Genomic DNA, 13551 nt, shown 5'->3' with positions numbered 1-13551 from the left:
AAAATATGATTTCATTTTGATAAAATCTGAAATCGAAAATCTGAATAAAATGAGAGTATTTAAATTTGGTGGTGCTTCTGTGAAAGATGCTGCCGGTATCAAAAACGTTTATGACGTTTTGCAACAAGTGGGTTACGAGGATGTATTAGTAATTGTTTCGGCAATGGGAAAAACGACTAATGCTCTTGAAGAGGTTATCAAAAATTATTTTGACAAATCTTCAGAATTAAATTCATCGGTTCAAGAAGTAAAAAAATACCATAATCAAATCTTATTGGATTTGTTTGAGGATGGGACCAATGAAGTTTTCGCTGCAGTTAATGCTCAGTTTAATGATTTAGAATATTTTCTGGCCCATAATAAATCTCCAAATTACAATTTCGTTTATGACCAAATCGTAAGCTACGGAGAATTGATTTCGACTACAATTTTGAGTCATTTCATGACTTTCAAAGGTATTCAGACACAATGGCTGGACGTAAGAAACTTTGTAAAAACAGATTCAACTTACAGAGATGCGGAAGTAGATTGGGAATTGACGCAAAAAAATATTTCCAATAACATTAAACGCAAAATTTTGAACATTACCCAAGGATTCCTAGGTTCTGACGAAAATAATTTCACTACCACTTTAGGTCGTGAAGGTTCAGATTATACCGCCGCAATCTTTGCTTATTGCTTGAATGCCGAAAGCGTAACGATCTGGAAAGACGTTCCTGGGGTTATGAATGCCGATCCAAGATATTTTGAAAATGCAAGTTTGCTGAATCAAATTTCATATCGCGAAGCCATTGAATTGGCATTTTATGGCGCATCGGTTATTCATCCAAAAACATTACAACCCTTACAGAAAAAAGAAATTCCATTGTATGTAAAATCTTTTATCAATCCTTTGTTGCCAGGAACCCGCGTTGCTAAAGGCCCAGATTTAGAGCCTTATTTGCCTTGTTTTATTGTAAAAAGAAACCAATTGTTAATTTCATTGTCTTCAATAGATTTCTCTTTCATCATGGAAGAAAACATCAGCGAAATCTTTGGTTTGTTTCACCAATTCAAACTAAAAGTAAACTTAATACAGAATTCGGCGATTAGTTTTTCAGTTTGTGTGGAAGATAAATTTGGAAATTTCAATGAATTGAATGCGATACTTTCCAAAAAATTCAAAGTAGATTTTACCGAAAATGTTACGTTATATACCATCAGACATTTCAATGAAAATGCTGCGCAAACCGTGGAAGAAAACAAAACAGTCTTGTTGAAACAAGTTAGTAGAGAAACCATGCAGATTGTGACAAAAGAAAATTAACATATTACCAAAAAATCATTTTTTTTAAAGAAGGAAGCTGTAAATTCAGCTTCCTTCTTTTGTTTCTTAATGTTACTTATTTTTTAAAATTTAATCCTCCAAATCATTTTCTGCATGGCAAATTGCGGCATCGACTAATTAACACATTTTTAAATAATAAACACTATTTTTGGCACTTTGAAGTTATACTATTTATGCTGAAAAAAGTATTATTTTGGGTTATCATTTTTTATTTTTCTGGGCTTCAGGCGCAAGAAATAGATTCGACTTACACCACCAAAAAAATAGCTTTTACGACCGACACCATTCATTTGGAAAATGTTAGTATCAATTCCAGTTTTTTTAAAGTAATGGATGCCAAAAATCAAGTGGTTGACAGTACTTTGTACCAAATCGACTTTCCTAAAGGTTATGTTTTATTCAAAAAACAAAACTTCTCTCCTACTGATTCTCTAACGGTTCATTATCTAAAACTACCTGATATTTTAACCAAGGAATATACCATTTACGACAGTAGCAAAATCATTGACAACGATGCCACCAATCAGAATTTGTACAGGATGGAGAGTATTTCGGCTCCAAAAAACATTCCCTTTGATGGTCTTTTAGCAACAGGAAGTCTTTCGCGTGGTGTTACTGTTGGCAACAATCAAAATGCGGTGGTCAATTCAAATCTAGACTTTCAAATCACAGGTAAAATATCCGAAAAAGTCAGTATTAGAGCTTCGATTCAAGACACGAACATTCCCGTTCAGGAAGGCAGTTATTCGCAACGGTTGAACCAATACGACAACATTTTCATGGAGCTTTTTACCGACAGTTGGAATGTTCGTGCAGGCGATGTTTTTATCGGCAACAACACTACCCGATTCCTTACTTTCAACAAAAAAATTCAAGGACTATCTGCAACAGTCAATTTTGGAAATGAAGACAGCAAGACCAATGTTTTTGCATCGGGCGGATTGGTTACGGGGAATTATGCCAGCAGTAATTTCAAAGGGCAGGAAGGAAATCAGGGGCCGTATAAATTAGTTGGACAAAACGGAGAATTGTATGTTTTGGTCATCATTGGTTCGGAGCGGGTTTATGTCAATGGTGTTTTGCTAAAAAGAGGCGAAAAATTTGACTATGTCATCGATTATAATTCGGGGGAAATTGTGTTTAACTCTCAATTCCCAATTACTTCCGAAATGCGAATTGTGGTCGAATACCAATATTCCGAGAACAATTACACCAGATTCATCACTTATGACGGCGCCAGTTATACTGACAAAAAATGGAACTTTGGCGTAGCGGTTTATTCTGAAAATGATTTGAAAAACCAGCCCGTTCAACAAAACCTTTCTTCCGAGCAGGCTCAGATTTTGGCGGAAGCCGGAGACAATCTCAATTTAATGGTTGCTCCATCGGCTATTCTTGACGTATATGACGAAAAGAAAATACAATATAAAAAAAACATCCTTGGTCCTGTAACTATTTATGAATATTCCACAAATCCCGATGACGAATTGTTCAATGTTCAGTTCACTTTGGTCGGTCAAGCCAAAGGAAATTACATACTGACAAATCCTACCAGTGTTGACAAAATATTTGAATATGTTGCACCAATAAATGGAATTCCACAGGGAAACTACGAACCGATCATACAATTGGCTGCCCCAATAAAAGCCCAAGTAGCCACTTTCTTTGGAAAATACAATCCTTCAGAAAAAACTGCTGTAGATTTTGAGTTGGCCGTCAGTAACAACGATAAAAATTTATTCTCTTCGATAGACGACACCAACAATCAAGGGCTGTCGGGCGAAATTAACGCCAAACAGAGGCTGTATTCCAAAAAATGGAATATTGATGCTTTCTTCAATTTTCAAGATGTAGAAGCAGAGTTCAAGCCCGTAGAACGTATCAACAGCATCGAATTCTACCGAGATTGGAATGTAAACACAACAGCAACGGGAGACCAAAGCTTATTGGGAACGGGTTTGAATTTTAATTTAATTCCAAATAAAGACTCCAATAATATCGCCACAATCACCTATGCATTCCAGAAACTCAATCTTTCCAATACGTATTCCGGTATAAAGAACAACCTCAACGCAGGATTTGAATTTAACCATTGGAACATTAAAACCGATGGAAGTTATTTGAAAAGTGATGATTCGGAAAACACCACAAAATTCTTGAGAAACTTTTCGCATGTACGCTACAATTCCAAAAAAAACTGGATTGGCAGTACTTTACGCTTTGAAGACAATCAGGAAAAAAACAAAGCAACTCAACAATTCTCTTTACTAAGCCAACGCTTTTCGGAATACGGAATATATGCCGGACATGGCGACAGTACTAAAGTTTATGTCCAATTGGGTTATTTAAAAAGAGTAAACGACAGTATTCAAAACGGCTTGCTTCAAAGAGTAAACAACTCAAACAGTTATAATCTGCAAACCAAATTATTTCAAACTGAGAGTCGCGATATATCCTTATTCGTCAATTACAGACAATTAAATTATACCGATCCAACTTTAAAAACAACAACCTCTCTCAATGCAAAAATGCTATACAACGACCAATTTTTCAACAAATTGATTCAAAGCAATACACTCTACCAAACCAATTCCGGAGCGATGCCTTTTCAGGATTACACTTACGTGGAAGTTCCTGCCGGACAGGGAAAATATACTTGGAATGATTACAATGGCAACGGAATAAAAGATTTGGAAGAATTTGAAATCGCGCCTTTTTCAGATTTGGCGACCTATACCCGAATCTTTTTGCCAAATCAGATTTACATAAAAACCAATCAAAACAGATTCTCCCAGTCTTTTATAATCAATCCTATTGTTTGGCAAAATAGTAGTTCGTTCAAGAAAAAGCTGTCCTATTTTTATATGCAGACTTCCTTTATTATGGATCGAAAGATTAAAAACAGCGGAGAACATTTGGCCCTGAATCCATTTGAATCTTCATCGGAAGACATTTTGGGACTTATCAAAACCTTTACGAATAGTCTGTCGTACAATAGAGGAAAAAGAGACAATTCGGTTACCTACACTTTCACAAAAAACGAAACTCAAAACTTGTTGTCTATTGGTACCATTCAAAACAAAAACAGCTTTCATCAATTGCAATACCAACACTTATTACAAAAAAGCTGGCTGTTTGATGTACTGGCTAAAAGCATCAAAACCGCTACAGAATCACAAACATTTGCAGAAAAAAACTATACTATTGAAGGATATTTATGGACTCCAAAAATCAGTTACCTCTTCTCCAAGAATGTTAGCTTAGATCTTTTCTACGAATACATCAACAAGGAAAATCAGATTGGCAGTTTGGATACTTTGACCCAAAATCGATTTGGCACTTCTTTTAGTTACGTTGGCAATTCCAAGTTTAACGTAAACGGCGAAATCTCTTTGTATGAAAATGACTTTGTTGGCAATGAATTTTCTTCAGCGGGATACCAAATGCTGGAAGGATTGCAAAGAGGTCAAAATGTAACCTGGAGAACCCTATTTCAAATGAATTTAACCAAGTTTTTGGATTTAAATTTTGTGTACCAAGGCCGAAAAAGCGAAACCAGCGATGCTATTCATACTGGAAGCGTGGAGCTAAGAGCTTATTTTTAATAGTTTTAAATCCAATATTAAAAAATAAAGTAGTAAATTTAGGTTTAATCTAAAAACTAAATTGATATGAAAAAATTATTGTTATTAAGCTTCCTATTTATTGTATCCAATACTTTTTACGGACAAACCACTAAAACTCAAGAAAAAACAGCCATAGAAAAAGCTACAAAAGACACTAAAAAAACTTCAGACAAAGTAGCTAAAAATTCTAAAGCAACTGCTGACAAAACAACTAAAGATGTCAAAAAAACAACAGATAAAGTAATCAAAGATTCTAAAGCAACTGCTGACAAAACAACTAAAGATGTTAAAAAAACAACGGATAAAGTAACCAAAGATTCTAAAGCAACTGCTGAGAAAACAACTAAAGATGTCAAAAAAACAACGGATAAAGTAACCAAAGATTCTAAAGCAACTGCCGACAAAACAACTAAAGATGTCAAAAAAGAAGTTGCTAAAACGACAGACAAATCCAAAACAGCAGCAAAAACAGCTGATAAAGCATCCGGAGAATACTATAATGGCAAAAAAGTATATACTGGCCCACAAGGAGGTAAATACTACATCAATTCAAATGGTAACAAAACGTATATCAAACAATAAACTTGTTTTTTCGAATACTTTGAAGGCTACCCAAAATTGGATAGCCTTTTTGTTTATTATGGATTTTCCATAGTATTTTAGCATAAAAAATATCAGCTTATTTAATTAATCTTTTAGTAATACATTGCAAACATTAAAAAACAAAGCATCCAGTATCTTTCGCCTTACAACTAAACTGTAAGACTGGCACATGAATTTAGACTCCGAAAATAAAACTATTTTGATCGCTCCATTGAATTGGGGACTCGGTCATGCTACCCGTTGCATTCCTATTATCAAAGCATTGCAGGAAAATAATTTTACCCCAATAGTTGCTTCTGATGGGGTTGCGCTTGAGTTACTTCGAAAAGAATTTCCTTATTTAAAAACCCTCGAATTGCCCTCCTACCAAATTGAATATGCCAAAAACGGCAAGAATTTCAAATGGAAACTGATGAAAAGCCTCCCAAAAATGATTGAGGCAATAAGGGAAGAAAAAAGAATCGTAAAAAAATGGATTCAGAAATATGAAATAGACGGCATTATATCCGATAATCGATTAGGGGTTTTTAGTAACAAAATTCCATCGGTATTTATCACTCATCAATTGAATGTAATGACTGGAAATACCACCTGGCTTACCAGTAAATTACACCAATACATTATCCAAAAATACAATGCCTGTTGGGTCCCAGATGTAAATAGCCAATTAAACTTGACCGGAAAACTAGGTCATCTGGAAAACAACTCTCTAAACTTACGTTATCTGGGTCCATTGAGCCGTATGCACAAAATGGCCTTGCCTATTCAATACGACTTAATGATTATCCTGTCCGGGCCAGAACCGCAGCGAGGACTACTGGAAGCCCATCTTACCGAAGAGATAAAGCGATTTCAAGGAAAAGTAGTTTTCGTAAAAGGCATTATCGAAGCCGAACAAAAAAAAGAGCAAATTGGGAATGTGACTTATTATAATTTCATGAAAACCCGTCAATTGGAACAAACCTTTAACGAAAGTGAAAAAGTGCTTTGCCGTTCTGGTTACACGACGATAATGGACTTGGTAAAACTCCACAAAAAAGCCTTTTTTATACCCACTCCTGGTCAATATGAACAAATTTACTTGGCCGAAAAATTGCAAAATGAAGGCTTAGTTCCCTATGCAACCCAAGATGCCTTTAAGATTGAAAATCTTTCGCAAATAGAAAAATTCAAAGGACTTCCACTATTGGACACTACTGTTAACTGGGAAGAATTATTCAAGGTGTTTTAAAGAATTCAATTATTTCTTTTTGGCACCAGAAACGTTTGCCCATTTTTGCAATATGCTTCACATTTTCCATTGCAATCTTATAAAACCAAAACAACTTTTATAAGAATTCACACTTAACTCGAGCAAAATGAACTGGCAAATACATCGGGACCAAAGGGGCGTATTTTACTTTTTTGTTATCATTAAATAAAGGAATAAAGTCATAATCGAATTTAGCTTCTTAGATAACTTTTACAAATTTTATCCTTTTGTTCTTTGCGCATCTGGGCTTTGCGAGTCGAATTTGACTAAAAAAAACAGAGACGCAAAGAAAACTATATTTACACGCTTAGCATGACTATAAAAAGCAAAAAAAAAGCCGGAACAAACGAATGTTCCGACTTATTACAATTTATGTGTTCCAAATTCCGGAAGAAAAACTAATCTTCAGATCTTAAATCATCAAATTTATCGTGTTTAATAATTTTGGCATTAACCGTAAAATAAACGTATTCCGCGATGTTGGTACAATGCTCGGAAATACGTTCCAAATGTTTCAAAACAATCACCAAATTGGTTCCTGAAACCACAGCTTTGGAATTCACCTTCATTTCATTGATAATATCGTGAATGGCATCCTCACAGCTGTTTCTGATATCTTTGTTTAAAACAAATATTTCCCCGGTAGCTTTTCCATCTTGCTCAGCAAAACATATGTTCGTTTTAGCTGTAATCAATTCCACTTGTCTGGAAATATCGGCAATATTGAACTTCACGATCAAATCATGTTTTTCCTTTATATTTTTTGCTTTTTTAACAATACTAATAGATAAATCTCCTATTCGTTCAATCTCATTACTGATTTGCATTGCCGACATAATAAAACGCAAATCAGAAGCAACAGGCTGTTTCAAAGCAAAAATACTTTGACAGATTTCGTCTATTTTGACATCTAATTTATCAATTTTATTCTCGGTTTTTTTTATGATTTTTCCTTCGGCGGCTTCTGGTTCCTGCAAAAGTATTTTCACTGCTTCGCTCACTTGGCCTTCAGCCAATTTTCCGATTTTTTTAATAATACTTTTTAAATTATCTAGTTCCATTTCGAAATGTGTTGCCATTGTATTTTGTTTAAAATTGTAGAAGTTTATAAATTTAATAGTCTAAAAGTTCAATAGTTCAGAATCAACTATCATACCAAAACTAATATACTTAAAACCATTAACCAAATCTTCCTGTAATATAATCTTCAGTTTGTTTTTGCATTGGTTTGGTAAAAATAGAATTTGTTTTTCCCATTTCTATTAAATTACCCATGTAAAAGAAAGCCGTGTGATCGCTTGTTCTGGCTGCTTGTTGCATATTGTGGGTCACGATAATGATCGTGTATTGTTCTTTTAACTCGTGTATCAACTCTTCAATTTTTGAAGTGGAGATAGGATCCAAGGCACTTGCAGGCTCATCCATTAAAATAATATCTGGGCTTACCGCCAATGTTCTTCCGATACATAAACGTTGCTGTTGCCCACCGGAAAGGCCTAATGCTGAATCTTCCAGACGATCTTTCAACTCATCCCAAATAGCGGCTTGACGCAGTGATTTTTCAACAATTTCATCCAATTCTGCTTTATTGTTTATCCCGTTAATACGAGGTCCGTAAGCAATATTTTCATAAATAGATTTAGGAAAAGGATTCGACTTTTGGAAAACCATCCCAATCTTCTTTCGGATATTAACTACATCCACATTTTTATCATAGATATCAACCCCTTCCACTAGCATTTGCCCAGTAATGGAAACATTTGAAATCAAATCATTCATTCTGTTGATGCATCTCAAAAAAGTAGATTTTCCACAACCCGAAGGCCCAATTAAGGCTGTCACTTTATTGGCGGGAATATCCATCGTGATTTCATTCAGCGCCTTTTTTTCACCATAGTATAATGATAAATCATTAACTTTTATTTTTATGTCTTTCATTATTTTTTATTGTTTTATAAAAGGGATAATTTCATAATTATCACAGAAAATCTACATTCAAAAATCGTTAATCTGCAATCATAAATCATTACTTTGCTCTTCTTCTAATTCTTGATCTGATAATTACGGCAACAACGTTTAGTGATAGTGTCAAAATTAGCAACACTAAAGTTGTGGCAAACTGTATTGGCATTGTCTTCTCTACATCGGAAGATTGAGTTGACATAATATAAACATGGTAACCCAAATTCATAAATTGGTCACTCAAAGAACCTGGCAATGTAGCTAAATAATAGGCTGCACCTGTGAACAATATCGGGGCTACCTCACCAGCACCTCTACTCACAGCAAGTATAGTTCCGGTCATAATTCCAGAAACAGAACCTGGAAGCACTACTTTTTTAATGGTTTGCCATTTGGTTGCACCAAGAGCCAAACTAGCTTCTCTTAATTCACGAGGGATTGTTTTCAAAGATTCTTCAACAGAAACAATGATAACTGGCAAAGTCAATAAAGACATCGTTAAACTCGCCCAAAGAATATTGGGTTGTCCCCAGCGTAATTGTCCGTCATTAAAAACGGTATCTGCACCAGCTCCTAAAAATTGAATAAAAAAGCCAAGACCAAAAAGACCAAATATAATCGATGGCACTACCGCCAAAGTACGAACCGAAAATCGCACCGCTGCAGCAAATTTTGAATTTTCACTGGCATATTCGGTTAAGTAAAGTGCTGTTATGGTGCCAAAAGGAACCGCTGCAATCGACATGACGACAACTAGAATAAAAGTACCAATCAAGGCAGGAAAAATCCCTCCCTCAGTCATTCCGTTTGTTGGGAAAGTAGATATAAATTCCCAAGAGAACTTAGTTCTTCCTTGGTAAATAATGATTCCCAAAATAATAAAAAGAATAGCAATAATAAGGATTACGGCTAATTGAGTAATACCAATGAAAATTTTACCTTTTACTTCAGAATTACTTTTTTTACTGGAAAAAAAGTGGCTTTCTGATTCATTCATAACTTTATCCATAACTATTTTCCTTGGAATTTTTTTAATAATTTACCCTTTACATAAAACTCAGCTACTGCATTCAAAGCGAAAGAAAAAATAAAAAGTAATGACCCTATAAAGAACAAAACACTGTAATGCGTTTCTCCAAATACCGTTTCTGCCATTTCAGAACCAATTGTCGCAGCAAACGTACGCACACTTTCAAATGGGTTAGCAGAAAGTAAAGCTGCATTTCCGGTTGCCATCAAAGCTATCATTGTTTCTCCAAAGACCCTACCAACTCCCAGTAATAATGCGGCAAAAATACCTGGCGTTGCCGCCGGCAAAACCACAAAAAAAGCTGTTTGCCACTTACTGGCTCCCAATGCCAGACTCGCTTCCGTATAGGTTTTTGGAACCGATGCCAACGCATCTTCCGAAATCGTGTAGATAATTGGAATAGCAGCAAGAGCCATCGCCACTCCACCAATGAAAGCATTCAACCTGGAATCATATCCAAACACATCTTGGAAAAAACTAGCCAATACCATCAATGCAAAAAAACCAATGACCACCGATGGAAAAGCTGCAAGCATTTCGATAATAGGTTTTATGATTTCTTTGACTCTTTTGGAAGCAAAACAAGAGGTAAATAAAGCGGCCAATACTGCCAATGGACCCGCAATGAGCATGGCAATAATAGTCACTTTCAACGTTCCTATTAACAATCCCATCAATCCAAATCTAGGATTATCGGAAACGGGTACCCACTCAGTACTAAAAAAAGTACTCCACGTTTTATCCGATCCCTCTTGGTTTTGAGATGCTTCATTCATCATTTCATCTGCAGGCGCAACACTTAAATCCTCTTTTGGAGTGTCTCCGTAGCTTTCCGGTTTTAAATCATCGTTTGCTGCAGTCTCAGATCCATAGGTTTCTGGTTTTAATTCCTGTGTTGTTTCCGCCCCGTAAGACTCAGGTTTTAAATCTTCGGTGGTTTCTGCTCCATATACTTCAGGCTTCAACTCTTCTGAAGATGCACCGTATGATTCCGGCTTATTTGCAGTTGTCGCTTGAGCTTCAGTTTTTGCTTTGGCATCACTACCTAAACTAAATAATGGTAATGACTCTTTGAAAACAAAAATGAAAATCAGAAAAATAATTGCTATTGATAGAAAAGCAATTGACGATATAATTTTTTCAGCTAGAAATTCAGAAAGTCTGAACTTCTTTTTTAAGCTTTCTTTAGTGAAACTTTGTTTGATTGGTAATTGGGAATCCATTTTATTTATTTAGGAATTCATCTGTAGATATTAATTGATTTTTATCGGTCATATGTAATTGCTTCGCCTGTTCGCTATCGCTCGAGTCGCATATCATCATTGGTGCTAACTACCTACTTACAATAATGCTCATTCCGTATAGAATAAACATAAATATCCCTCACTTTAATTTAAAATGAGGGATGTTTTACTTCAAATTACTTTAAAGGATAATAACCTACTTCAGCAATAATTGCTTGGCCTTCGGCACTTAAAATCCAATCAATAAAAGCTTTAATCTCACCCGTTGGTCTTGATTTCAAATACATGTATAAGTATCTTGAAATTGGGTAAGTATGATTCTTAATTGTAGCTGCAGTTGGCAAAATCCCAGGGCTTTTGTCGTCTTTTTTCACGGCGCAATCCTTTACTCCTTCAGCATAAGCTGCTCCACCATAACCAATTGAATATTTGTCTTTTTTAACTGCATTTACAATTGCAGCCGTTCCAGGCAATGTTTGACAAGATGGTGAAAAATCAGTTCTTACAACATTGTCTTTAAAGAAACCAAAAGTTCCTGAACTGCTTTCTCTTCCATATAATTTGATTGGAGCATCTGGTCCACCAACTTCTTTCCAATTCGTGATTTTTCCGGCAAAAATTTGCCCAATTTGTTTCAAAGTAAGTGTAGTAACTGGATTTGCCTTATTCAAATAAACAGACAAACCATCTTTGGCACAAGGAATCTCAACTCCTACAGAACCGTATCTTGCTTTCAATTTTTCAACTTCAGAAGGTTTAATTGGACGACTTGCATTGGCAATATCAGTAGAACCGTTAATTAATGCTGCAAGACCTACTCCAGATCCACCACCTGTAACTTGAATAGAAGTTCCTGGGTTTTTCTTCATATATACTTCAGCCCATTTTTGAGACAAAATAACCATTGTATCGGATCCTTTTACCGTTACTTTGTTAACTGTAGTAAAAGAAAAACCAATTCCCATAACTACTAACATGAATAATGCTACTTTTAATTTTGTTGTTTTCATTTTGATATAAATTAATATTTTTTTTAAAATTTTTAGAAATTAACTTGAAATCTCAAGGTTGTTGTATTGTTTTTAACATCATCATTATAAATTCCACCAACTGTTGAACTCGTTTCATTTATTGGCATTGAATATCCTAAAGCAATTTTTGTATAATTAGTAAAGAAATAATCAAAAGCAAATGACCAAGTATGTACTCTCAAATCTGGAGCTACAGTAACTGAATCACCAGATAATCTTGAATTTGGATCCCATGAGTCATAGCGAACTGCTGCTTGAAATTTTGTTCCAAAGTTTTTCTCCAATTCTACATAATAACCAAAGAATTCTCTTTCTCCACTAAAGTTGAATGAAGGATTGTTGTTTACTATGGCACTTCCTGCCGTACCAGAAATAACTCCTTTATTGAATTGAGACTTCAAGGCAAAACCACCTAGAACATCATAAAACATTTGAACTTCAGCTCCAAACCAATGTTTGTCTAATATATCACCAACTGCAGCCGTAAATGGATTATTATTAATATCACTATAAGTACCTGCCGCAAAAACGGTGTTTTTTCCAAAATAACCATTTCCTCCAAAATCAATTCCTAAACCTGCATTTGGAAATTTCAAAGAATAAGTTGCTCTTACCGCAATATCTTTGTGACTATCCACATCCGAAACTTGATTGGCAATAGGTCCTTCACCAAAATTTCCGTTAAATGCTGCGAAGTCAATTTTTAAAGGGATTTCATATCTAGTAGTAAAATCAACAACAAACTTTGCTCCCAAATCTCTTTCTTGAGGATATAAAATAGTTGTCATTCTACTTCTTTCTAATATTATTCTGTCTCTCGAAGAAAATTCAACCTCGTAATCAGGTCTGTTGAATTGCCCAACCCACAGTTGAAAAGTGTTTAGCCAAGGGTCATTCAACTGAACATAAGCGTCTTTCAAAGTTACCGCACTAAAGGAAAAATTAGGCTGTAAAACGAATGCTACTCCTTCAATAGGCTTATACGTAAATTTAACCCTTGCTCTTCTTATCACAAATGAATTTGATACATCAACAGGATTGGTAGTTAAAGGCACGTTCGTTTCGGATGTTCCAGGTTTCAATTGAAACATTCCTGTAGCAGTTGGTACATCTTGATAATTATACATCTCATACTGAACTTGCATATAACCCGATATTTTCAACTTAGACATTCTATCAACTTCTTCCTGTAAAGGAGATAGCTGTTCATTAAGAGCATCAAACTTTAATTGATGTTCATTTATGGCTTGTTGTAATGAGTCAAGACTAATTGGTTTAATTGAGTCATTTTCAACTTCCTGAGCATTAACTATACCACAAATTGATATCATTATTGCAACTATAACTTTTTTCATTTTCTTTTAATATGAATGTTAATTTGCCGCAAAGGTGATACTGCAATGTTAAGTTAAAGTTAACACAATGTTATTTAGATGATAATTTAATGTTAATGGGGTTTTTCTTAATCAATAATAC

10 protein-coding genes are annotated in these 13551 nt (G+C 34.9%); 4 read left to right on the top strand and 6 right to left on the bottom strand.

Annotated elements, in window-relative coordinates; translation table 11 throughout:
• Positions 1-49 precede the first annotated feature (49 nt).
• From DOS84_RS08240 to DOS84_RS08225, 4 genes are all read left to right on the top strand, one after another.
• Complete coding sequence (locus DOS84_RS08240) at positions 50-1306, top strand: aspartate kinase (RefSeq protein ID WP_111409643.1); 1257 nt, start codon at positions 50-52, stop codon at positions 1304-1306.
• 194 nt (positions 1307-1500) lie between these two features.
• Positions 1501-4932 (top strand): hypothetical protein, encoded by a 3432-nt coding sequence (locus tag DOS84_RS08235; protein ID WP_111409642.1) that lies wholly within the window; start codon positions 1501-1503, stop codon positions 4930-4932.
• 66 nt (positions 4933-4998) lie between these two features.
• Positions 4999-5535, top strand: a complete 537-nt coding sequence (locus tag DOS84_RS08230; protein WP_111409641.1) for a hypothetical protein — start codon at positions 4999-5001, stop codon at positions 5533-5535.
• Between the two features lie 190 nt (positions 5536-5725).
• The gene (locus DOS84_RS08225; protein WP_111409640.1) at positions 5726-6787 is read left to right on the top strand and encodes a glycosyltransferase family protein; all 1062 of its coding nucleotides are present in this window, start codon (positions 5726-5728) and stop codon (positions 6785-6787) included.
• Positions 6788-7206: 419 nt separating this feature from the next.
• Here DOS84_RS08225 and phoU read toward each other — a convergent pair whose 3' ends face one another.
• From phoU to DOS84_RS08195, 6 genes are all read right to left on the bottom strand, one after another.
• Positions 7207-7887: a phosphate signaling complex protein PhoU gene (phoU, locus tag DOS84_RS08220; RefSeq protein ID WP_111409639.1), complete on the bottom strand. Its 681-nt coding sequence runs from the start codon at positions 7885-7887 to the stop codon at positions 7207-7209.
• A gap of 100 nt (positions 7888-7987) precedes the next feature.
• A complete protein-coding gene (gene pstB, locus DOS84_RS08215) occupies positions 7988-8746 on the bottom strand; it encodes a phosphate ABC transporter ATP-binding protein PstB (RefSeq protein WP_111409638.1) in 759 nt (252 codons plus the stop codon).
• A gap of 88 nt (positions 8747-8834) precedes the next feature.
• Positions 8835-9779: a phosphate ABC transporter permease PstA gene (pstA, locus tag DOS84_RS08210; RefSeq protein ID WP_111409637.1), complete on the bottom strand. Its 945-nt coding sequence runs from the start codon at positions 9777-9779 to the stop codon at positions 8835-8837.
• A gap of 2 nt (positions 9780-9781) precedes the next feature.
• Positions 9782-11023 carry a phosphate ABC transporter permease subunit PstC gene (pstC, locus tag DOS84_RS08205; protein ID WP_111409636.1) on the bottom strand — a complete coding sequence of 414 codons (1242 nt, stop codon included), beginning with the start codon at positions 11021-11023 and terminating at the stop codon, positions 9782-9784.
• A 197-nt stretch (positions 11024-11220) separates the two neighbouring features.
• Positions 11221-12054 (bottom strand): phosphate ABC transporter substrate-binding protein, encoded by an 834-nt coding sequence (locus tag DOS84_RS08200; protein ID WP_111409635.1) that lies wholly within the window; start codon positions 12052-12054, stop codon positions 11221-11223.
• A gap of 32 nt (positions 12055-12086) precedes the next feature.
• Entirely contained in the window at positions 12087-13430 is a 1344-nt protein-coding gene (locus tag DOS84_RS08195) for a porin family protein (RefSeq protein ID WP_111409634.1), read from the bottom strand.
• Positions 13431-13551 lie beyond the last annotated feature (121 nt).

Source organism: Flavobacterium aquariorum (assembly GCF_003254745.1).
Taxonomy (GTDB): domain Bacteria; phylum Bacteroidota; class Bacteroidia; order Flavobacteriales; family Flavobacteriaceae; genus Flavobacterium; species Flavobacterium aquariorum.
This window is presented reverse-complemented; position numbering and strand designations above follow the sequence as displayed.

Bases quoted from the DNA above. Each gene is read 5' to 3' on its own strand.
- pstA (WP_111409637.1), bottom strand. From the start codon at position 9,779: ATGGATAAAGTTATGAATGAATCAGAAAGCCACTTTTTTTCCAGTAAA.
- DOS84_RS08230 (WP_111409641.1), top strand. From the start codon at position 4,999: ATGAAAAAATTATTGTTATTAAGCTTCCTATTTATTGTATCCAATACT.
- phoU (WP_111409639.1), bottom strand. From the start codon at position 7,887: ATGGCAACACATTTCGAAATGGAACTAGATAATTTAAAAAGTATTATT.
- DOS84_RS08240 (WP_111409643.1), top strand. From the start codon at position 50: ATGAGAGTATTTAAATTTGGTGGTGCTTCTGTGAAAGATGCTGCCGGT.
- DOS84_RS08235 (WP_111409642.1), top strand. From the start codon at position 1,501: ATGCTGAAAAAAGTATTATTTTGGGTTATCATTTTTTATTTTTCTGGG.
- DOS84_RS08225 (WP_111409640.1), top strand. From the start codon at position 5,726: ATGAATTTAGACTCCGAAAATAAAACTATTTTGATCGCTCCATTGAAT.
- DOS84_RS08200 (WP_111409635.1), bottom strand. From the start codon at position 12,054: ATGAAAACAACAAAATTAAAAGTAGCATTATTCATGTTAGTAGTTATG.
- pstC (WP_111409636.1), bottom strand. From the start codon at position 11,023: ATGGATTCCCAATTACCAATCAAACAAAGTTTCACTAAAGAAAGCTTA.
- DOS84_RS08195 (WP_111409634.1), bottom strand. From the start codon at position 13,430: ATGAAAAAAGTTATAGTTGCAATAATGATATCAATTTGTGGTATAGTT.
- pstB (WP_111409638.1), bottom strand. From the start codon at position 8,746: ATGAAAGACATAAAAATAAAAGTTAATGATTTATCATTATACTATGGT.